At 72.5% G+C, this 20,400-nt stretch carries 17 protein-coding genes; 9 read left to right on the top strand and 8 right to left on the bottom strand.

The genetic code is table 11. The features are described 5' to 3' along the window. Window positions 1-142: 142 nt before the first annotated feature. On the bottom strand, window positions 143-919 hold the full coding sequence (locus AB0917_RS07795) for an ECF subfamily RNA polymerase sigma factor, BldN family (protein WP_366818605.1): 777 nt from the start codon (window positions 917-919) through the stop codon (window positions 143-145). Window positions 920-1,205: 286 nt separating this feature from the next. Further along, window positions 1,206-2,150, bottom strand: coding sequence for an HAD-IB family hydrolase (locus AB0917_RS07790; protein ID WP_366818604.1), 945 nt, complete (start codon window positions 2,148-2,150; stop codon window positions 1,206-1,208). Window positions 2,151-2,352: 202 nt separating this feature from the next. On the opposite strand from AB0917_RS07790, the gene AB0917_RS07785 reads away from it, so the two are divergent. The 6 genes from AB0917_RS07785 to hemB all read left to right on the top strand — a co-directional run bounded on the left by AB0917_RS07785 (window position 2,353) and on the right by hemB (window position 8,943). Beyond that, on the top strand, window positions 2,353-2,643 hold the full coding sequence (locus tag AB0917_RS07785; RefSeq protein ID WP_366818603.1) for a glutaredoxin family protein: 291 nt from the start codon (window positions 2,353-2,355) through the stop codon (window positions 2,641-2,643). Window positions 2,644-2,900: 257 nt separating this feature from the next. After that, the gene (locus AB0917_RS07780) at window positions 2,901-3,668 is read left to right on the top strand and encodes a redox-sensing transcriptional repressor Rex (protein WP_366818602.1); all 768 of its coding nucleotides are present in this window, start codon (window positions 2,901-2,903) and stop codon (window positions 3,666-3,668) included. Continuing rightward, entirely contained in the window at window positions 3,665-5,167 is a 1,503-nt protein-coding gene (locus tag AB0917_RS07775; protein WP_366818601.1) for a glutamyl-tRNA reductase, read from the top strand. The genes AB0917_RS07780 and AB0917_RS07775 overlap by 4 nt, the downstream gene beginning before the upstream one ends. After that, on the top strand, window positions 5,164-6,150 hold the full coding sequence (gene hemC, locus AB0917_RS07770) for a hydroxymethylbilane synthase (RefSeq protein ID WP_366818600.1): 987 nt from the start codon (window positions 5,164-5,166) through the stop codon (window positions 6,148-6,150). Before AB0917_RS07775 ends, hemC begins: the two co-directional genes overlap by 4 nt. Continuing rightward, window positions 6,147-7,817: a bifunctional uroporphyrinogen-III C-methyltransferase/uroporphyrinogen-III synthase gene (locus AB0917_RS07765; protein WP_366818599.1), complete on the top strand. Its 1,671-nt coding sequence runs from the start codon at window positions 6,147-6,149 to the stop codon at window positions 7,815-7,817. Before hemC ends, AB0917_RS07765 begins: the two co-directional genes overlap by 4 nt. 118 nt (window positions 7,818-7,935) lie before the next feature. Continuing rightward, complete coding sequence (gene hemB, locus AB0917_RS07760; protein WP_366818598.1) at window positions 7,936-8,943, top strand: porphobilinogen synthase; 1,008 nt, start codon at window positions 7,936-7,938, stop codon at window positions 8,941-8,943. Window positions 8,944-8,960: 17 nt separating this feature from the next. On the opposite strand, the gene AB0917_RS07755 is transcribed toward hemB, so the two are convergent. From AB0917_RS07755 to AB0917_RS07740, 4 genes are all read right to left on the bottom strand, one after another. Further along, window positions 8,961-9,437, bottom strand: a complete 477-nt coding sequence (locus AB0917_RS07755; RefSeq protein WP_366818597.1) for a hypothetical protein — start codon at window positions 9,435-9,437, stop codon at window positions 8,961-8,963. 18 nt (window positions 9,438-9,455) lie between these two features. After that, the gene (locus AB0917_RS07750; RefSeq protein ID WP_366818596.1) at window positions 9,456-9,797 is read right to left on the bottom strand and encodes a hypothetical protein; all 342 of its coding nucleotides are present in this window, start codon (window positions 9,795-9,797) and stop codon (window positions 9,456-9,458) included. A gap of 242 nt (window positions 9,798-10,039) precedes the next feature. After that, window positions 10,040-10,864, bottom strand: a complete 825-nt coding sequence (locus AB0917_RS07745) for a DUF4253 domain-containing protein (RefSeq protein ID WP_366818595.1) — start codon at window positions 10,862-10,864, stop codon at window positions 10,040-10,042. Between the two features lie 182 nt (window positions 10,865-11,046). Continuing rightward, window positions 11,047-11,790: a DUF4232 domain-containing protein gene (locus AB0917_RS07740; protein WP_366818594.1), complete on the bottom strand. Its 744-nt coding sequence runs from the start codon at window positions 11,788-11,790 to the stop codon at window positions 11,047-11,049. A gap of 193 nt (window positions 11,791-11,983) precedes the next feature. On the opposite strand from AB0917_RS07740, the gene AB0917_RS07735 reads away from it, so the two are divergent. Continuing rightward, complete coding sequence (locus AB0917_RS07735; protein ID WP_366818593.1) at window positions 11,984-13,447, top strand: helix-turn-helix transcriptional regulator; 1,464 nt, start codon at window positions 11,984-11,986, stop codon at window positions 13,445-13,447. 79 nt (window positions 13,448-13,526) lie between these two features. On the opposite strand, the gene AB0917_RS07730 is transcribed toward AB0917_RS07735, so the two are convergent. Continuing rightward, on the bottom strand, window positions 13,527-15,632 hold the full coding sequence (locus AB0917_RS07730) for a CoA transferase (RefSeq protein ID WP_366818592.1): 2,106 nt from the start codon (window positions 15,630-15,632) through the stop codon (window positions 13,527-13,529). A 379-nt stretch (window positions 15,633-16,011) separates the two neighbouring features. On the opposite strand from AB0917_RS07730, the gene AB0917_RS07725 reads away from it, so the two are divergent. Beyond that, entirely contained in the window at window positions 16,012-16,455 is a 444-nt protein-coding gene (locus tag AB0917_RS07725) for a hypothetical protein (protein WP_366818591.1), read from the top strand. 211 nt (window positions 16,456-16,666) lie between these two features. On the opposite strand, the gene argS is transcribed toward AB0917_RS07725, so the two are convergent. Continuing rightward, the gene (argS, locus tag AB0917_RS07720; protein ID WP_366818590.1) at window positions 16,667-18,439 is read right to left on the bottom strand and encodes an arginine--tRNA ligase; all 1,773 of its coding nucleotides are present in this window, start codon (window positions 18,437-18,439) and stop codon (window positions 16,667-16,669) included. 176 nt (window positions 18,440-18,615) lie between these two features. Between argS and lysS the strand changes: the two genes are divergently transcribed. After that, window positions 18,616-20,382: a lysine--tRNA ligase gene (lysS, locus tag AB0917_RS07715; protein WP_366818589.1), complete on the top strand. Its 1,767-nt coding sequence runs from the start codon at window positions 18,616-18,618 to the stop codon at window positions 20,380-20,382. Window positions 20,383-20,400: the final 18 nt, after the last annotated feature.

The following is a 20,400-nucleotide window of genomic DNA, read 5'->3' as shown; positions in this document are numbered from 1 at the left end:
GAGTGGCTACGGACATGCAGTGACGACAGGGGGCCTGCAACCGGCACAACGAGGGGCTCGGCACTTGGGTTACGCACGAAAGATGATCGGACCAGTGCGTGACGGGGCGGTCACGGACGGGTGGTGAAGGTGCCGCCCCCGGTCAGCGGGCGTCGTCCGGCAGCAGCCGGGCGAGCGTCCGTACGGCGCGGTACTGCAAGGTCTTGATCGCTCCCTCGTTCTTTCCCATCACCCGGGCCGTCTCGGCGACCGAGAGGCCTTGCAGGAAGCGCAGGGTGACGCACTCCTGCTGCTGTGGATTGAGTCGGCGCACCGCCTGGAGCAGTGCGGCGTTGGAGAGGGACTCCAGGACGGAGTCCTCGGGGGAGCGCGCCACCTCGTTGGCGTCGAGCATCTCGCCGGTGGTCACTTCCAGTCGGAAGCGACTGGATTTGAAGTGGTCGGCGACCAGGTTGCGAGCGATGGTGACCAGCCAGGCGCCGAAGTCGCGGCCCTGCCAGGTGAACGTGGAGATACGGCGCAGCGCGCGGAGGAAGGTCTCACTGGTGAGGTCCTCCGCGGTCGCCTTGCCGCCCACGCGGTAGTAGATGTACCGGTACACGGTGTCGCTGTACTGGTCGTACAGGCGGCCGAAGGCGTCGGCCTCGCCGGCCTGCGCGCGCTCGACGAGATCCATCATGCGCGCGCTGTCGCTGTCGGCCGTGGGACGGCGGACGGTCGACGTGGCCGAGGCGGCGCGGGTGGTGCGTCTTCCGACCGCCGCACTGCGTTCGGCCATGGCGTAGCACGGGCCGGCAGGTACAGGGGTGGCAAAGGCGGGGACGGCGTACGCGGTGGGGACGAAGCCGCGCAGGCGGTCAATGACCGATGCACGCAGCGTAGCCAGGCCCGAGGCGTCAACCCCGACGTGTGGGTACACGGGACTCCCAGAGGCAGAGCTTCCATCACGAGCAGTTCGAAAAACGTCACTCGTCGTAGCGAGTAGCGGTCTCCGTGATGCGTCTGAGGAGAATAACGCTTCGTGCAGGCGGCGCTACACCCAGTTGTCTAAATCACCGATTACGTCGTTTCTTGTATCGCTAAGTGACGCATCGAGCAGCACATCGTGACCACTTATTGATCGGATTGCTTCGTGATCTGTCGCTCTCCCGCCCTGGCGCCCGGTTGACGCGGTTGACGGGTGCAGCTCGCCGCGGGGGTCGCGGTCAGCGGCGGCGGCGGTGCAGGGCGAGGGCCGCGGCGGTGCCGCCCGCCAGTGCGCCGACCCCGGCCGCGGCGGGGATGCCGACCTTGGCCGCCTTGCGGCCGGTGCGGTAGTCGCGCAGCCGCCAGTCCAGGGCGCGGGCGTGCTTGCGGAGCTTGGTGTCCGGGTTGATCGCGTAGGGGTGGCCGACCAGCGAGAGCATCGGGATGTCGTTGTGCGAGTCGCTGTAGGCGGCGCACCGCTCCAGGTCCAGGTCCTCGGCCGCCGCCAGGGCGCGTACGGCTTCGGCCTTGGCGGGGCCGTGCAGGGGCTCGCCCACCAGGCGGCCCGTGTAGACGCCGTCGACCGATTCGGCGACGGTGCCGAGCGCGCCGGTCAGGCCGAGGCGGCGGGCGATGATGGTGGCCGTCTCCACCGGGGCCGCGGTGACCAGCCAGACGCGCTGGCCCGCGTCGAGGTGGGCCTGGGCCAGGGCGCGGGTGCCGGGCCAGATGCGGTCGGCCATGTACTCGTCGTAGATCTCCTCGCCGATGGACATCAGCTCGGAGACGCGGTGGCCCTTGACGATGGACAGGGCGCTGTCGCGGGCGTCCTGCATGTGTTCCGGATCCTCGACGCCGGCCAGCCGGAACCACGCCTGCTGCCAGGCGAACCGGGTGAGTTCGCGGCGCTCGAAGAACTTCCGCTTGTACAGGCCCCGGCCGAAGTGGAAGATCGCGGCGCCCTGCATGACGGTGTTGTCGAGGTCGAAGAAGGCGGCGGCGCGCTCGTCCCCGGCGACGGGGAAGGCGGGTTCCTCGGGCGCCTCGTCGGGGGCTGCGGTCAGGAGGGCGGATTCGTCCTCGGCCGAGGTCCTGCGTGCGGCCTCGGCCGCGGCCTCGCCTGCCAGGACGCTCCGCGCAGTCGCGGAACGCCTACGGGGTGTGAGCCATCCGAGAGCGGCCATGCGGTGAGCATAGCCAGTCCGTCCGTACCTGCCCGACCTGCCGGGATGCGATGGCGTGAACTCTGTGCGGCCGGATCGTTAATCGGGCGATTCCGGACGGTCCGCCGGTGTGGTGGGTGGGCTCGGAATCTGAGCCTCGTGGGCTCAGGAACTAGGCGTGACGGGCTCGGAGACCAGGCATGGGGGGCGCAGAATGAGAGGCATGAGTCCTCTGCTGCGTCGTACGAAGAAGAAGCCCGCCGACCGGGTGGTCACCCTCGTGGGGAAGCCCGGATGCCATCTGTGCGAGGACGCGCGGGCGGTGGTGAGCGCGGTCTGCGAGGAGACCGGCGCGTCGTGGGTGGAGAAGGACATCACGGAGGACGAGGAGCTGCACAGGCTGTACTGGGAGCAGATCCCGGTGGTGCTGATCGATGGCGAACAGCACACGTTCTGGCGCGTGGACCCCGCGAGGCTGCGCAAGGCGCTGGGTGCGGACGTGAAACTCGGTTAGCATCGTGGGCGTTTTGAGTGGTCTCGGGGGCGTAGACATGAGGAGTGTGTACCGCTTTGCTCCCTTCGAGGCTGCAACGGGCTGATGCGGTCGCCGGTTCCGTGATCGCGCGGTCAATATGCGTGACCCCGGTCACGTTGACCGGACAAATCGGACACCATCTTTGTGCACGCGTTCACAAAGACATAGCCTGCATTCGACGGGGCGGTCTAGGGACATACGGCCGCCTGCAGCCCCGCTCATCCCGCAGGAGCACCGTGGCAACTGGCCGAACTCACCGACCGGCGACCCGTAGCCGAGGAATTCCCGAGGCCACCGTCGCCCGACTTCCGCTGTATCTGCGCGCACTGACCGCGCTCTCCGAGCGATCGGTTCCCACGGTCTCCTCCGAGGAACTGGCCACCGCGGCCGGGGTCAACTCCGCGAAGCTGCGCAAGGACTTCAGCTACCTGGGGTCCTACGGCACCCGCGGTGTCGGGTACGACGTCGAGTATCTCGTCTACCAGATCTCGCGCGAGCTCGGGCTCACCCAGGACTGGCCGGTCGCCATCGTCGGCATCGGTAACCTCGGCGCGGCCCTCGCCAACTACGGCGGCTTCGCCTCCCGTGGCTTCCGGGTCGCCGCGCTGATCGACGCCGACCCCGCCATGGCCGGTACGCCGGTGGCCGGGATCGCCGTCCAGCACACGGACGACCTGGACCGGATCATCAGCGACAACGGTGTGTCCATCGGCGTGATCACCACCCCGCCCGGCGCCGCCCAGCAGGTCTGCGACCGGCTCGTGGCCGCCGGTGTGACCTCCATCCTGAACTTCGCGCCGACCGTGCTCTCGGTCCCCGAGGGCGTCGACGTACGCAAGGTCGACCTCTCCATCGAGCTCCAGATCCTGGCGTTCCACGAGCAGCGCAAGGCCGGGGAGGACGCGTCCGTGGAGGGCGAGGACCCCCAGGCCCCGCCGATGCGTGCCACGCCCGCCGGCCGGAAGGGACCCGACGGGGACATGCCCGCCGTGATGCCCGCATGAGCCTCCTCGTCGTCGGACTGAGCCACCGCAGCGCCCCCGTCTCCGTACTGGAACGGGCCTCTCTCGCTGCCGACGCCCAGGCCAAGCTGCTCCAGGACACCCTCGCCGCGGAACCCGCGACCGAGGCCGCCGTGCTGGCCACCTGCAACCGCATCGAGCTGTACGCGGACGTGGACAAGTTCCACGCCGGCGTCGCCGAGCTCTCCACCCTGCTCGCCCAGCACAGCGGCGTCGGACTGGACGAGCTCACTCCGTATCTCTATGTGCACTACGAGGACCGGGCCGTCCACCACCTCTTCTCGGTGGCCTGCGGGCTGGACTCGATGGTCGTCGGCGAGGGCCAGATCCTCGGCCAGATCAAGGACGCGCTCGCGCGCGGCCAGGAGCTGCACACCGCCGGACGGCTGCTGAACGACCTCTTCCAGCAGGCCCTGCGGGTCGGCAAGCGCGCCCACAGCGAGACCGGGATCGACCGGGCCGGGCAGTCGCTCGTCACCTTCGGGCTCCAGCAGCTCGCCGCCGGCGCCGACCCCGGGCTCTGGGCCCAGGGCAAGCGCGCCCTGGTGATCGGCGCCGGCTCGATGTCCTCGCTGGCCGCCGCCACCCTGGCCCGCACCGGGGTCGCCGAGATCGTCGTCGCCAACCGGACCCGCGCCCGCGCCGACCGGCTGGTGGAGATCCTCCAGCAGGGCGACGACACGACCGTCCGCGCGCACGCCGTCGAGATGTCCGCGGTCGGCGGCGAACTGACACGTGCCGACATCGTCGTCTCCTGCACCGGCTCCACCGGCCTCGTCCTCACCGCCGACGCCCTGGCCGACGCCCTCGGCGTCACCCTGGACGCCCCGGCCGAGGCCGGGACCGTCACGGTCGCCCCGGCACCCGCCGACGTCGACCAGCACGCCGCCTGGGTGGAGAACGGTTCCGCGACCTCCGCCCCGGAGGCTAAGGCCGCGCCGCGCCGCGTCACGCTGCCCGCGCAGTGCACCGGCCCGGTGAAGCTGGCCCTGCTCGACCTCGCCATGCCCCGCGACATCGACGGCGCCGCCCACCGCATCGACGGGGTGCGCCTCGTCGACATCGAGTCGCTCGCCGACGCCTCCGCCGACGCCCCGATGGCCGCCGACGTGGACCAGGTGCGCACCATCGTCTCCGACGAGGTGGCCGCCTTCGGCGCCGCCCAGCGCGCCGCCCACGTCGCGCCGACCGTGGTCGCCCTGCGCACCATGGCCGCCGACGTGGTCGCCGGCGAGATCGCCCGGCTGGACGGCCGCCTCCCCGACCTGGACGAGAAGCAGCGCGCCGAGATCACCCAGACCGTGCGCCGCGTCGTCGACAAACTCCTGCACGCGCCCACCGTGCGGGTCAAGCAGCTGGCCAGCGAGCCCGGCGGCGCCGGGTACGCGGACGCGCTGCGCGAACTCTTCGACCTCGACCCGCAGACGGTGGCCGCCGTCTCCCGGGCCGACCTGAACGACCCGAATAGAGGGCGGTCATGACCGACAACTCATCGCAGGACGCGCGGAGCGCCGCGTCGCTCCGGCTGGGCACCCGGCGTTCCAAGCTGGCCATGGCCCAGTCCGGCCTGGTGGCCGATGCGGTCCGCGAGGTGACCGGGCGCGCCGTCGAGCTCGTCGAGATCACCACGTACGGGGACGTCTCCCGCGAGCACCTGGCGCAGATCGGCGGCACCGGTGTGTTCGTCGCGGCCCTGCGCGAGGCGCTGGCGCGGGGCGAGGTGGACTTCGCCGTCCACTCGCTCAAGGACCTCCCGACCAGCCAGCCCGACGAGCTGATCCTGGCCGCCGTGCCGCAGCGCGAGGACCCGCGCGACGCCCTGGTGGCCCGCGACGGGCTGACCCTGGCGCAGCTGCCCGACGGCGCCCGTGTCGGCACCGGTTCGCCGCGCCGCATGGCGCAGCTCAACGCGTACGCCCGCTCCCACGGCCTGCGGATCGAGACCGTCCCCATCCGGGGCAACGTCGACACGCGGATCGGGTTCGTGCGGGACGGGGAGCTCGACGCGGTGGTTCTCGCGGCCGCCGGGCTCAGCCGTCTCGGCCGGACCGGTGAGGTGACCGAATTCCTCCCGTTCGACACCCTTCTGCCTGCTCCCGGCCAGGGAGCACTGGCGATCGAGTGCGCTGCGTCCAGCGCCGACCTCGCCGCCGCGCTCGCCGAGCTCGACGACCCGTACACCCGGGCCGCCGTGACCGCCGAACGTGCCCTGCTCGCCGCCCTGGAGGCCGGCTGCTCCGCACCCGTGGGTGCGCTGGCCGACCTCCTGGTCGACGGACAGGTTGTCAACGAACTGCGCCTGCGCGGAGTCGTCGGTTCCACCGACGGTTCCTCGCTGGTACAGCTGTCCACCACCGGTCCCGTCCCCACGTCGCACGACGACGCGGCGGCCCTCGGTCGCGAACTCGCGTCCGAGATGCTCGCCAAGGGTGCGGCCGGTCTTATGGGGGAGCGAGCACTTTGAGCCCCAACGGCCCCGCCGCATCCGACTATCCGGCCCTGTCCCCACAAGGTCAGGTCACCTTCCTCGGCGCCGGCCCCGGCGACCCGGGACTGCTGACGCTGCGCGCCGTCGAGGCGCTTGCGAGCGCGGACGTCCTTGTCGCCGAACCGGACGTGCTGGACGTCGTTCGCGGTCATGCGCGGGCAGGCGTAAGCACGCCTGAGCTGACGGTTGTTGACGTTCCGTCAACAACCGCCGGAGTACCCGTTCTCAGGGATGCGGCCAATCTTTGCATGGAGGCGGCCAAGGGCGGCAGGCGGGTGGTCCGTGCTGTGGCCGGAGACCCGGGCCTGGACGGCAGCGCGGGGGCGGAGATGCTCGCCTGCGCCGCCGCCGGGGTCCCCTTCGAGGTCGTCCCGGGCATCGCGAACGCCGTCGGCGTGCCCGCGTACGCCGGGGTGCCGCTGCGCGACGCGCAGGGTGCCGACGTGCGCTTCGTCGACGCCCGTACCGCCTCGGACCGGTGCTGGAGCGAGGTCGGCGCGAGCGACGCGACCGCCGTCGTCTCGACCACGCTGGACGCGGTCGCGGCCGCCGCCGGTGAGCTGGTCTCCGCGGGCCGCAAGCCCGACACCCCGCTCACCGTGACGATCGGGGGCACCACCACCCGCCAGCGCACCTGGACGGCGACCCTCGGGACGATCGCCCAGGTCTTCAAGCAGGCCAAGGTGCTCCCCTCGCCGGAAGGGCACCGGCCGGTCATAGCCGTGGTCGGTGAGCGCAGCTCCGCCGCCCAGCGCGACCAGCTCGCGTGGTTCGAGTCCAAGCCGCTGTTCGGCTGGAAGGTGCTCGTGCCGCGTACGAAGGAGCAGGCCGCGTCGCTCTCCGACCAGCTGCGTTCCTACGGCGCGGTGCCGCACGAGGTCCCGACGATCGCCGTCGAACCGCCGCGTACGCCCCAGCAGATGGAGCGCGCGGTCAAGGGCCTGGTCACCGGGCGCTACGAGTGGATCGCCTTCACCAGCGTCAACGCGGTCAAGGCCGTGCGGGAGAAGTTCGAGGAGTACGGGCTCGACGCCCGCGCCTTCGCCGGGATCAAGGTCGCGGCCGTCGGTGAGCAGACGGCGGCGGCCCTGGTCGACTTCGGGGTCAAGCCGGACCTGGTTCCCTCCGGTGAGCAGTCCGCCGCCGGGCTCCTGGACGACTGGCCGCCCTACGACCCGGTCTTCGACCCGATCGACCGGGTGTTCCTGCCGCGCGCCGACATCGCCACCGAGACCCTGGTGGCCGGGCTCATCGAGCTGGGCTGGGAGGTCGACGACGTCACCGCGTACCGCACGGTCCGCGCCTCGCCGCCGCCGGCCGACACCCGCGAGGCGATCAAGGGCGGCGGCTTCGACGCGGTCCTGTTCACCTCGTCCTCGACCGTCCGCAACCTGGTCGGCATCGCGGGCAAGCCGCACAACGTGACCGTCATCGCGTGTATCGGCCCGGCCACGGCGAAGACCGCCGAGGAGCACGGGCTGCGCGTGGACGTCCTGTCCCCGGAGCCGTCCGTGCACCGGCTCGCCGAGGCGCTCTCCGCCTTCGGAGCGCAGCGTCGGGACGCGGCGAAGGAGGCCGGCGACCCGGTGACCCGGCCCAGCGAGCGGCGCCCGGGTGCGCGCAGGCGTCGGACGACGACCTGAGGGATACGTGGTGGGGTGGGCCCGGTTGCTTCGGCGGCCGGGCCCGCTGCCGTTCCCGGGGCCTTTCCCGGCGTGGGTGTCGGTAAGAGGGTGATGTGGGCGGGTCTATGGTCGAAGGATGACTGCGTACGGAAACTTCCCCGGCTCCCGCCCCCGGCGGCTGCGGACGACCCCGGCGATGCGGCGGATGGTCGCCGAGACACGGCTCGACCCCGCGGACCTGATCCTCCCCGCGTTCGTACGGGAGGGCATCGACGCCCCGGTCGCCATCTCGGCCATGCCCGGCGTGCACCAGCACACCCTGGACACCCTGCGGAAGGCGGCCGTCGAGGCGGTGACGGCCGGGGTCTCGGGGATCATGCTCTTCGGCGTTCCGGAGGACGCGAAGAAGGACGCCCGGGGCACGGCGGGCACCGACCCCGACGGCATCCTCCAGCTCGGGCTGCGGGCGGTGCGCGAGGAGGTCGGGGACGACCTGGTCGTCATGTCGGACCTGTGCCTGGACGAGTACACCGACCACGGCCACTGCGGGGTCCTGACGGCCGACGGGCGGGTGGACAACGACGCGACCCTGGAGCGGTACGCGGAGATGGCCCAGGTCCAGGCGGACGCCGGGGCCCATGTGGTGGGCCCCAGCGGCATGATGGACGGCCAGGTGGGCGTGGTCCGGGACGCCCTGGACCAGACCGGGTACGAGGACGTGTCGATCCTCGCCTACACCGCGAAGTACAGCTCCGCCTTCTACGGCCCCTTCCGCGAGGCCGTCGGCTCCTCGCTGACCGGCGACCGCAAGACCTACCAGCAGGACCCGGCCAACGCCCGGGAGTCGCTGCGGGAGCTGGCGCTCGACCTGGAGGAGGGCGCCGACATGGTCATGGTGAAGCCCGCCGGACCGTATCTGGACATCCTCGCCAAGGTCGCCGGGTCGGTGGACGTGCCGGTCGCGGCGTACCAGATCAGCGGCGAGTACGCGATGATCGAGGCCGCCGCCGAGAGGGGCTGGATCGACCGGGACAAGGCGATCCTGGAGAGCCTGACCGGTATCCGGCGGGCCGGGGCGCAGATGATCCTCACCTACTGGGCGACCGAGGCCGCCCAGTGGCTGGGGCGCGACCCGCAGCGCTGAGCGGGGCGGGACGGGTTTCAGGGGAGGCCGGCTCCGGTCTCCTGGAGCCGGTGGGCCTCCTTGATGGAGAACCGGGCGCTGTCCCGTACGAGCGGGTCCTGGTCGGCGCGCGCGGTGGAGTCCAGGGCCATCGCGACGAGCGGGTCGGAGGTGTAGGGCGCCAGCGACATCGCCGCGTACTGGCGGACCAGGTCCTCCTCCGGCTCCCGCAGGGCGGTGAGCAGGGCGCGGCCCGCACGGCGGCGGAGGTCGGGGTCGGCCGGGGGCCAGACGCGCAGGACGGTGGCGCTCTCGACCCGGGCGAGGTCGTACTCATCGGCGTCGGCGACCACCGAGACGAGGAACGGCAACGCCTGGGCGTTGGCGTCCAGTTCGGTGATGATCTCGCGCTTGCGGTCGCTGCCGGGGGGCAGCGCGCGGTACTCGGCTATCAGGCGTTCGGCGGCTTCGGCCGCTGCCGCCGCTGCCGTGGTCGGGGGGTGTGTGTCGTTCATGGGGGTGGACACTTTCTGTCAGGGCCAGTCGACCAGTGCCATGAATGCTACGAAAGTGACCACCACGGTGGCGGGCGCGGCCAGCGCCAGGCCCACACGCCGGGCGGCGTTGCGCAGTTGCCAGGGGGCCGCCCAGCTCGCGATCAGCAGGATCAGGGCGAGGAGCAGACCCACGCACAGGACGGTCCACGCGGGGGCGAAGCTCGCGTCGAAGCGGTCGGCCTCGGCGCCGTTGCAGGAGTCGCACGCCATCGGGGTGAGCCCGCCGATGAACAGGGCGATGAGTCCCATCGGCAGGGTGACGAGCGTGGAGATCAGCGGGGCGATCCAGGCGCGCGGGTCGCGTGTCGTGTCGGGCATGCGCACGAGTCAACCTCGGCTGCCGGTCGGTCGCATGAGTACCGGGGCTCAGTCGCCCGCTGGTATGCGCCCGCTTGTACGCGTGTCCTGGGGCTGGGGCTGGGGCTGGGGCTTGGGGTGAGGTTGAGGTTGGGGCTGAGGTCGGGGTTGAGCCCTGGCCTGAGGTCCGGGCTGGGGTCCGGGTCGAGGTCCGGGCTGGGTCCGGTCGGGGCCCGGCCTCTGCCCGGTCGGTCGGCCCGTGGTCAGTCCCACCAGAACGACCACACCTCCTGGTCCAGCAGGCGCTTCTCCGCGTACACGTCCAGGTCGTACGGCGGGGACTGGTCGATGTTGTCCGGGCAGAACGCGTAGTGCTCGGCGGCCAGGGCGCGGGCCTCCTCCAGGGTGGTCGGCGGGCGTCCCACGGAGACGGTCATCGTGTCGAAGCCGAGCACCACGACCCGGGCGTCGTAGCGGTCCTCCCAGGAGCGGAGCACCGCGCAGAGCCGGGCCACGTCGTTCTCGTGGTTCATCGGGCCCGACCAGCCGATCGCCGCCGGTATGTCCGCGCTGCGACGGGCCGGGACGAGGGCCATGCGGGCCCCGCCGAGCCAACCGTCCGGGTCGGCCGTGATCACGCCCGCCAGGCCGGCGGCCGCCTCGTCCGGGTCCTCACCGGACCCCTCCGCCGGGGCCGGGGCGAGACCGGGCCAGGAGCCGGGGGAGCGCTCCGCCTCCTCGCCCCGCGCCCCGCCGTCGCCCACCTCGTCGTCCGCGTACTCCGTCCAGTACCCCGCCAGCACCTCGTCGGCCTCGTGGTCACCGGGGTACGTCGTCAGCTCCGGGCACAGGTCCCACTCCTCGGGCCACTGGTCGCGCGGTCCGCCGCTGACCAGCACCGGCAGCAGCCCCAGCCGCCGTCCGGCCGTGCGCAGGGCGCTCCAGTCGCGAGGAGCGGCCGGGCCGTCCGCGTACCACAGCAGCGGTTCGTGCCAGGGGCCGTCCAGCGTGGCGTCCACCAGGGAGCCGGGCGGGAGGTCCAGGCCGGAGGCGGCCAGACGGGGCAGGAAATTCGGGAGCGTCGCCATGGAGGAGACCATAGGCGGGCCCACTGACAACGCCGGCCGGGAGATCGACCGGCACTCCGCCGAGGAGGCCGAGGAGGCCGACGAGGCCGACGAGGCCGACGAGGCCGACGCGTGACCCGTACGTACAGGTCACGCGTCAGCTTCTGTAGGGCGACGCGGCGGCCCGGCGGACCGGCGGCTGATCAGAAGGTGAGCGCGGTCGCCCGGTCCGACTGCCAGTAGGTGACGAAGCCGTTGTCGTCCCAGTAGGTCTCGGCCGGGAGCTTGAGGTTGACGGGCGTGTCGTACGTCGAGCCGTCGCGCTTGGCGAAGTACACGGACAGGTTCGTGCCCTGGTGGACCTTGCTCTGTCCGGGTTCGCCGGTGAGGCCGATGCCCGCGTACGCCTCCTCTCCGGGGGCGAGCGTGACCACGGCCTGCGGCTTGCTGCTCTCCAGGATCGGGAAGACGGACTGGGCGCCGTCGAAGCCGAGACGGGGCGCGTAGTAGGCGTCGCAGAGGCCGGAGCCGGTGTTCTTCAGGGTGAGCAGCAGGTGGTTGATGGGGCGGCTCACCTTGACGACGGTCACCTGGGTGTTCGCGGCCGTGCAGGTGGTGCGGGGCGCGGCGGAGGCCGGGGTGGCCTTCTCGGTGCCGTTGTGGGCGGTGCCGTTCCCGTTGCCGCCGGCGTGCTTGCCCTGGGCGGGCGTGGAGGCGCTCCCGGTGGGGGCCCCGGTCGGCGGAGCGGGGGATTCCGGCGTCTCCGGAGCGGTGGACTCCGGCGTGGCGTCGGTGCTCGTCGCGGCGGGCGCCGACGAGGCCGGGTCCGACGAGGCCGCCGGGGCCGTCGCGGTGTCCGTCCCGCCGCCGCCACAGGCGGTCAGCGAGAGGGCGGCCACGAGTGCGGTGGCGGCGAGTGCGGTGGTGCGGATGCGGTTGGTGCGCATGGCGGTGGTACTCCCCGTGTTCGGTACGTCGGTCGGTGCTGCGGTCTGGTCCGAGCTTGCGGGGTGGCTGATTCCGGCCGCAACGCCCGGCGAACCATTGGGGATGCTGGAACGTCTAGGCCTACGGTGACCTGCGGGAATTCCGCGTCCCTGGAACGCCGTTCCGGGACGGACCAAGGAGGGGAACGCCGTCGTGGCGACGCCGGAGGCCGAGCATTTCGCGGCCCTGCTCAAGGATCTGAAGGACCGTTCGGGGCGCAGCTACGGGGTACTGGCCGGGAGACTGCACGTCAGCACGTCGACGCTCCACCGGTACTGCAACGGTGACGCCGTGCCCAACGAGTACGCCCCGGTCGAGCGGTTCGCCCGGCTGTGCGGGGCGGCGGGCGACGAGCTGGTGGAGGTGCACCGGCGGTGGATCGTGGCGGACGCGGCCCGGCGGCGGCCTGCGGGGACGGGTGCGGGGGCGGGGGCAGGGGCTGAAGGGCCGGCTCGGGCTCCGGTGGTGGGTCCGGCTACGGAGTCGGGCCCCGCTTCGGCTGTTCCTGATGTTCCTGCTGCTTCCGCTGCTTCCGCTGCTTCCGCTGCTTCGGTGGCGCGTGCGCCGGAGCCCGCGCCGGAGCCCGGTACTCCTGGGGCCACGGCCGGTGCCGGTGCGGTGTCCGCCGGTGACGCGGTGGCCGGTGGCCCCTCCCGGTGGGCCCGGCTCTCCCGGCGTACGCGGGTCCTCATCGCCGCCGCCGGGGTCGCCGCGCTCCTCGTGCCCGCCTCCGTCGTCGCCGCCGATCTCGTCGGGGGGCGGGCGGAGGGCGGCGCGGGCGCTCAGGGCCGGGTCGAGTGGGCGAACGACGGCACCTTCGTCCCGCCCGCCTCCGCCTCCGCCCTGCCCCGGCCCTCCGAGTCCCCGGCCTCCCCCTCCGAGAGCCCCTCCCCGCCGGAGTCGTCCGGCGAGCCGTCGGCCGAGCCCTCGGGGGAGTCCGGTGCGCCCACCGCCCCCGGTACGGATCAGCCGCAGGAGGGCGGTACGGGTCTCGGCGCACCGCCGGCCGTCACCATCTCCTCGTACAACTGGGACGAGCCCTGCGGGCAGTTCTACCTGCTGGACCGGGAGCCGAAGAGCGTGTCCTCGCCGCCCCCGCCGCAGGACCGGCGGGGCTGGGCCGAGTCGTACGGCGGGGTGGACGCCGGGAACATGCTGCTCCAGCTGACCGTGCAGGGCACCTCGCGCGAGGCGGTCGTCCTGAAGGGCCTGTACGTGCGGGTGCTGTCCCGCAAGGCGCCGCTGCCCTGGTCGGCGTACCTGATGGGCAACGGCTGCGGCAGCGGCATCGCCCCGCAGACCTTCGCGTCCGACCTGGACTCCGGGCACCCCGTCATCACCCCGGTCCCGGGGTCGCAGGGGGACCGGACGATTCCGGCCGTGCCGTTCCCGTTCAAGGTGTCGTCCGAGGACGTGGAGGTCTTCAACCTCGACATGAAGGCCCAGGGGTACGACGTCACCTGGTACCTGGAGCTGAAGTGGAGCAGCGGCGGGCGCGAGGGGATGCTGCGGATCGACGACCACGGGAAGCCGTTCCGTACGAGCGGTATGCGGGGGCGGCCGATGTACACGTACGGCAACGACGAGGTGAAGTGGGAGCCGCACCTGGCAGGTTGACGGGTGCAAGAGGGCCCGGCCGCTGTCCGTGGCAGCGGCCGGGCCCCGTTTCAGGCGCCGGTGACGGTGGACGCGGCGGTCACGAGAAGCTCCAGGGGGGTGTGGGCCGGGCGCAGCCGTCGTGGGTGAAGTACGGGGCGAGCGCGGGGTCCTGGGGGAGCGCGGCGAGGTCGGTGACCACCTCGCGGGCGGGGACCCCTGCCGCGTGGAGGCGCTTGACCCAGGTGCTGGAGGGGGCGGCGGCGAACGTCGCGAGGGCGGCGGCGGTGGTGGTGGTCTTCGTGGCGCCGCCGGACGGCCCGGCGCCGGACGCCCCGGCGCCGGGCGTCGCGGCGGACAGCCCTCTGTCGGTCGGGTCGACGGACGAACCCCTGCCGTCCGTGCCGCCGTTCATGCCGCCGTTCGTGCCGCCGCCCGTGCCGCCGTTCGTGCCGCCGTGCGGTCCGCCCCCGGTCACGGACGGGATCGTCCCCGCCGCCGCTCCGACCGCGATCAGGCCGTCGGCGGTCGGCGCGACGAGACCGGGCGGCGCCGGACGGCTCCCCGGGGTTTCGTCCAGGCCGCGCAGCAGGGGCCGCAGCAGCACCCGGGAGGCGCCGAGCAGCGAGGAGTCGACGCGCAGGCGGCCCGTCGCCGCCCCCGACTCGCGGGCCAGCAGGGCCGCCAGGACGGACTCGGCCGCCAGCTGGCCGCCCAGGATGTCCAGCAGGGTCACCAGCGAGGGGGCCGGGTTCCCGTCGGGCGTCCGTACGGTGTCGGCGACGCCCGACCACGCCTGGACCATCGGGTCCGTCCCCGGTGGGCGCGGTCCGTCGGGTGAGCGGTCCCAGGCGGAGGCCCAGGCGTAGATCAGCCCGGGGTGGACGCGGGCCAGGTCCTCCTCGTCGAGCCGGAGCCGGGCCGCCTCGCCCGGGGCCCAGGTGTGCAGGAAGACGTCCGCCTCGGCCACGGTCTCCGCGACCGCGCGGCGGCCCGCCGCCGTACGGATGTCGATCTCGCGGACCTCCTTGCCCGCGTTGAGCACCGCGAACCGGGCCGAGACACCGCCCGCGAACGGGGCCGCCCGGCGCGAGGGGTCGCCGCCCGGCGGCTCGATCCGGATCACGTGCGCCCCGAGGGCCCGGAGTACGGAGGTGGCCAGCGGGCCCTGGACGTGCCGGGTGGACTCGACGACGGTGAGGCCGGTGAGGGGGAGCGGGAGGGAGCCGGGGCGGGCTCCCCGGTGGTGGCGGGGCGCCGGCAGGCCCTCGTCCCGGGGGAGTTCACGCAGCTCCCAGGGGTCGTCGTCGTACCGTACGTCGCTGTCGGCCCGCCGGTCCGTCGGGGTGCGCAGGGCGCAGATGCCCATCCCGGTCCGTTCGGCGAGCAGGACGAGTTCGGCGTACCGGTGGCGGGCCGCGCACCGGGCGAGGGTCGTGATCAGCGGGGACGCGGCCCGGGTGGACCGCGCGGCGAACGCCCGCCAGCTGTTGGCGATGTCCTTGGCGGGGGCGCCGGCCGCCTTCCAGAAGTCGCGCCAGGGCCGGACCTCCAGCGCCTCCACCTCGAACCGGACCCCGTCCGCCGAGACGAACGGCGGCCGGGCGGTGCGCCGGTAGGGCGGGGTCGGTACCTCCTCCGGCTCGTCCCCGGCCGTCGCGGCGGCCATGTACGGCCCGAGGGAGAAGAGGGCGGCCTCCACCACGCTGACCCGGGCCGTGCGGACCGGGGTGCCGCGCAGGCCGGAGAGGGCGGCGGCCAGCAGGGCCTGGGTGGCGACGGTTCCGGCGAGGGTGCCCAGGTAGTCGGTGCCGAGCGGGCGCGGGCCGCCGTTGGCCCGGCCGTGGAGGGCCATGAGCCCGGTGGCGGCCTGGGCGGTGGTCTCGTCGAACGGCGTCGGGTCCCCGGCGGGCCAGCCCCGCAGGGTGAGGTCCGTGCCCGGGGCGTGGTGCGGTCCGCTGAGGCCGATGACGGTCTGCGGGCCGGTCGTGGCGTACCGGCCCCGCGCCGGGGCCGCGCTCCCGGCCGCGTGCCGGGGGCCCGAGCCGGGTCCGAACCGGGCGCCGAGCCGGGTGAGGTGGTCGCGGACGACCTCGGTCGCCGTGACGAGGCCGGTGGGCGGGGCGGGCGGCAGGTGGACCAGGTGGCCGTCGAGCGGGAGGGCTTCGCTGGTGGTGAGCGGGGAGAGCGGTGGCGCGGATGTCAACGGGTCCTCCGGGGGTCCGGTGCGGTCCGGTGGTGTGGCCCGGTGGGGGGTGTCCGGAGGCGGGCGGAGCTTTTCGGACGACCGGAGACGAGCCGTTAGTTAGGTTAGGCTAACCATAGTCATTTGGGGGCTCGCTTGGGGGATCCCGGCCGGATCGGCCCGCCGGCTCGGTGAGTTGAGGAGCCGGGGCGGGGCGGGGCGGGCCGGTCGGTGGGGGACCGGGCCGCGCCCGGAGTCCGGGATGACGACGAGCACCTCTGAGGTCCGACACCTCTGAGGTCCGAGGCCGGATTTCGTGCGTGTGCCCGGGGGCCGGCCGGGCAGGCGGGGAGGACAGGGCAGTCAGCCAGTCGTTGTCCGTGATGGGAAGGGAAGGGCCATGAGCGTCTCAGCCGACACCTCGGCGACACCGGCACCGGCGGCCACGGTGATCACCGAGCCCCTGCCCGACCTCCAGCTCCAGTTGCTCATCCAGCTCCTGGACCGCGACCCGCGCTCCAGCCTGCCCCTCACCCTCACCCACCCCGGCGGCCTGCTGCACGGCGACGTGATCGGCCACGAGCAGTGGAAGGCCGAGTGGGCCAGGAGCCTGCGCCAGGTCGAGGGGGAGGGCGCCAACCTGCTCGCCGAGTTCCCCGAGACGGTCGACCAGGGCGTACGGGAGCTGCACGGCCAGGAGGGGGCGGAGGCGGCCCGGCTGCCGCGCTGGATCCACCTGCGGGACGTGACGCTGCTCGGCGGGGCCATGAGCGCGGTCTCGCTGCCGCTCTGGCGCGGACGGCTCGCGGACGTGTCGGGATGGGCGCTGGGGCGGCCGCAGTGACGACCCCGTAGGAACGTGCGTACGTACGAGGTCGGCTTCCGGCGCCTGGGTGCGTACGCGGTCGGCCCCTGTACCCGCTTGCGTACGCGGCCGGCTCCCGTACCCGCTTGCGTACGCGATCGGCCCTCGTACCCGCGTACCCGCTTGCGTACGCGGTCGGCCCCGGCACCATCACAGGTGCCGGGGCCGGTCACGTACAGCCTCGCTGGGATCAGAGCCGCTCGGGCGTCCGGATGCCCAGCAGCCCCATGCCCTGGTGCAGGGTCCGGGCGGTGAGGTCCACCAGGAAGAGGCGGTTCTCGACGACCTCGGGCGCGTTGTCCGGGCTGAGCACCTGGCACTGGTCGTAGAACGTGGTCAGGTGCGAGGCCAGCTGGTACAGATACGCGGCCAGCTTGTGCGGCTCGTACCCCGAGGCGACCTCGCCGAGCACCTCGCCGAACTGGTCCAGGTGCAGGCCGAGCGCGCGCTCCGCCGGGGCCAGCGCCAGCTCCGGGTGGGCGGCCGGGACCGCGTCGCCCGCCTTGCGCAGGATCGACCGGATCCGCGCGTACGCGTACTGGAGGTACACCGACGTGTCGCCGTTCAGCGACACCATCTGGTCCAGGTCGAACTTGTAGTCCCGCACGGCGGAGGTCGACAGGTCGGCGTACTTCACGGCGCCGATGCCCACGTACCGGCCGTTCTCCACGATCTCGTCCTCGGAGAGCCCGACCTTGTCGGCCTTCTCCCGGACGACCGCCGTGGCCCGGGAGACCGCCTCGTCGAGGAGGTCCTCCAGCCGCACGGTCTCGCCCTCACGGGTCTTGAACGGCTTGCCGTCCTTGCCGAGGACCGTGCCGAAGGCGAGCTGGACGGCCTGCACGTCCTCGTTCAGCCACCCCGCCCGGCGGGCCGTCTCGAAGACCATCTTGAAGTGCAGCGACTGCCGCGCGTCCACCACGTACAGCAGGGTGTCGGCCTTCAGGTCCTGGACCCGGTCGCGGATCGCGGAGAGGTCGGTGGCCGCGTAGCCGTAGCCGCCGTTCGTCTTCTTCACGATGAGCGGGACCTTGTTGCCGTCCGGGCCCTTCACATCGTCGAAGAACACGCACAGCGCACCCTCGGAGCGGACGGCGACCCCCGTCTCCTCCAGGATGCGGCAGGTCTCCTCCAGCATGTCGTTGTAGCCGGACTCACCGACGATGTCGGGGTCGCGGACCTCCATGTCGAGCTTGTCGAAGACGGAGTGGAAGTAGATCTTCGACTCGTCGACGAAGCCCTGCCACAGCTCCAGCGTCTGCGGGTCCCCGGCCTGGAGGGCCACCACCCGGTCCCGCGAGCGCGCCTTGAACTCCTCGTCGGAGTCGAACAGGGCACGCGACGCCTTGTAGACGCGGTTCAGCGTCGACATCGCCGCCTCGCCGTCCGCCGCGTCGCCCTCGCGCTTCAGGGCGCCCGGGTGCTCGGTCAGATACTGGATGAGCATGCCGAACTGGGTGCCCCAGTCGCCGATGTGGTGGCGCCGGACCACGTTCTCGCCGGTGAACTCCAGGATCCTGACCATCGCGTCGCCGATGACCGCCGAGCGCAGGTGGCCGACGTGCATCTCCTTGGCCACGTTCGGCTGGGCGTAGTCGATGACCGTGGTCCCGGCCGCCGCGTCCACCGGCACGCCGAGGCGGCCCTCGGTGTCGGCGGCCCGCGCGGCCAGCGTCTCGACGATCGCCCTGTCAGCGAGCGTGATGTTGAGGAAGCCGGGGCCCGAGACCTCGATGTCCTTGATCAGCTCGCCCGCCGGAAGGGCGGCGGTGACCTGGCCCGCGAGCTCGCGGGGGTTGCCCTTCAGCTTCTTGGCGAGGGCCAGGATGCCGTTGGCCTGGAAGTCGGCCCGGTCGCTTCGGCGCAGCAGCGGGTCCGCGGCGCCGGCATCCGGCAGAGCTGCCGTCAGGGCGTCCGCCAGCTGCTGCTGGAGCGTGGAAGCGAGGGAAGTGACCGAGGCCATGGGCTGGCTGCCGTTTCCGTAGGAGTACAGGGGATCTCCCCAGTATCCCACGGGGTGTAAAGCGGTTTACGCCCGACGTAAAGGGGTTTACACCCGGCACAAAGCCGTTTTCGCGCTGCGGGGGGTAGCTGGGAGAATGGTCCCTGCCCCACCGGGACCTAACACGAGAGAAGGACGTGCCGACCGTGGCCGAGAGTCAGACCAGCACCGAGACCGACTGGGTCTCCCGCTTCGCGGACGATGTCATCGCCGAATCGGAGCGTCGTGCGCCTGGCAAACCGGTCGTCGTCGCCTCCGGTCTTTCCCCGTCGGGCCCGATCCACCTCGGCAACCTCCGCGAGGTCATGACCCCGCACCTGGTCGCCGACGAGATCCGCCGCCGCGGGCACACCGTGCGCCACCTGATCTCCTGGGACGACTACGACCGCTACCGCAAGGTCCCGAACGGGGTCCCGGGCGTGGACGAGTCCTGGGCCGAGCACATCGGCAAGCCGCTGACCTCGGTGCCCGCCCCGGCCGGCTCCGCGTACCCGAACTGGGCCGAGCACTTCAAGGCCGCCATGACGGCCGCCCTGGACGAGCTGGGCGTCGAGTACGAGGGAATCAGCCAGACGGAGCAGTACACCGCGGGGACCTACCGCGAGCAGATCCTGCACGCGATGAAGCACCGCGGTGACATCGACGCCGTGCTCGACCGCTACCGGACGAAGAAGGACCCGGCGGCCGGTTCCGCGTCCCAGAAGAAGAAGCCGCAGCAGCAGAAGAAGGCCGACGAGGCCGAGCTGGAGGCCGCCGAGGGCTCCGGCGCCGCCGACGAGGACGACGGCAGCGGCAACAGCGCCGGCTACTTCCCGTACAAGCCGTACTGCGGCAACTGCGAGAAGGACCTCACCGTCGTCACCTCCTACGACGACGACACCACCGAGCTGAACTACACCTGCTCGGCGTGCGGCTTCGCCGAGACGGTCCGGCTGAACGAGTTCAACCGCGGCAAGCTGGTCTGGAAGGTCGACTGGCCGATGCGCTGGGCGTACGAGGGTGTGATCTTCGAGCCCAGCGGCGTCGACCACTCCTCGCCCGGCTCGTCCTTCGTCGTCGGCGGCCAGATCGTCCGCGAGGTCTTCGACGGCGTGCAGCCCATCGGGCCCATGTACGCCTTCGTCGGCATCTCCGGCATGGCCAAGATGTCCTCCAGCAAGGGCGGGGTCCCCACCCCGGCCGACGCGCTGAAGATCATGGAGGCGCCGCTGCTGCGCTGGCTCTACGCCCGCCGCAGGCCCAACCAGTCGTTCAAGATCGCCTTCGACCAGGAGATCCAGCGGCTGTACGACGAGTGGGACTCGCTGGGCCGCAAGGTCGCCGACTCCACGGTGCTGCCCGCCGACGCCGCCGCGTACGCGCGGGCCGTCCGCACGGCGGCCGGGGAGCTTCCCAGCACCCCGCGCCCGCTGCCGTACCGGACGCTCGCCTCGGTCGCCGACATCACCGCCGGCGCCGAGGACCAGACCCTGCGCATCCTCAGCGAGCTGGACCCGGAGAACCCGCTGACCTCGCTGGACGAGGCCCGCCCGCGTCTGGACCGCGCCGAGAACTGGATCACCACCCAGGTCCCGGCCGAAGCCCGCACCATCGTCCGCGACGAGGCCGACAAGGAGCTGCTCGGCTCGCTGGACGAGCAGGGCCGCGAGTCGCTGCGCCTGCTCCTGGAGGGGCTGGACTCGCACTGGTCGCTGGACGGGCTCACCACGCTCGTCTACGGCGTGCCGAAGGTGCTGGCGGGCCTGGAGCCGGACGCCAAGCCGACGCCCGAGCTGAAGACCGCCCAGCGGTCCTTCTTCGCCTTGCTCTACCGGCTGCTCGTCAGCCGCGACACGGGGCCCCGGCTGCCCACGCTGCTGCTCGCGGTGGGTGAGGACCGGGTGCGCCGGCTGCTGGGCGCGTAGCGCGGCGGGTACGTGACA

The sequence above is a fragment of the Streptomyces sp. NPDC007346 genome, from assembly GCF_040703535.1.
GTDB lineage: Bacteria > Actinomycetota > Actinomycetes > Streptomycetales > Streptomycetaceae > Streptomyces.
The sequence above is the reverse complement of the archived record's forward strand: the minus strand, read 5'-3'. Positions and strand labels throughout refer to the sequence as shown.

Coding starts and splice junctions, on each gene's coding strand:
- AB0917_RS07790 (WP_366818604.1), bottom strand. CDS start 2,150: ATGGCCGCTCTCGGATGGCTCACACCCCGTAGGCGTTCCGCGACTGCG.
- AB0917_RS07750 (WP_366818596.1), bottom strand. CDS start 9,797: ATGCCCGACACGACACGCGACCCGCGCGCCTGGATCGCCCCGCTGATC.
- hemC (WP_366818600.1), top strand. CDS start 5,164: ATGACCGACAACTCATCGCAGGACGCGCGGAGCGCCGCGTCGCTCCGG.
- argS (WP_366818590.1), bottom strand. CDS start 18,439: ATGGCCTCGGTCACTTCCCTCGCTTCCACGCTCCAGCAGCAGCTGGCG.
- AB0917_RS07725 (WP_366818591.1), top strand. CDS start 16,012: ATGAGCGTCTCAGCCGACACCTCGGCGACACCGGCACCGGCGGCCACG.
- AB0917_RS07755 (WP_366818597.1), bottom strand. CDS start 9,437: ATGAACGACACACACCCCCCGACCACGGCAGCGGCGGCAGCGGCCGAA.
- AB0917_RS07785 (WP_366818603.1), top strand. CDS start 2,353: ATGAGTCCTCTGCTGCGTCGTACGAAGAAGAAGCCCGCCGACCGGGTG.
- hemB (WP_366818598.1), top strand. CDS start 7,936: ATGACTGCGTACGGAAACTTCCCCGGCTCCCGCCCCCGGCGGCTGCGG.
- AB0917_RS07745 (WP_366818595.1), bottom strand. CDS start 10,864: ATGGCGACGCTCCCGAATTTCCTGCCCCGTCTGGCCGCCTCCGGCCTG.
- AB0917_RS07740 (WP_366818594.1), bottom strand. CDS start 11,790: ATGCGCACCAACCGCATCCGCACCACCGCACTCGCCGCCACCGCACTC.
- AB0917_RS07775 (WP_366818601.1), top strand. CDS start 3,665: ATGAGCCTCCTCGTCGTCGGACTGAGCCACCGCAGCGCCCCCGTCTCC.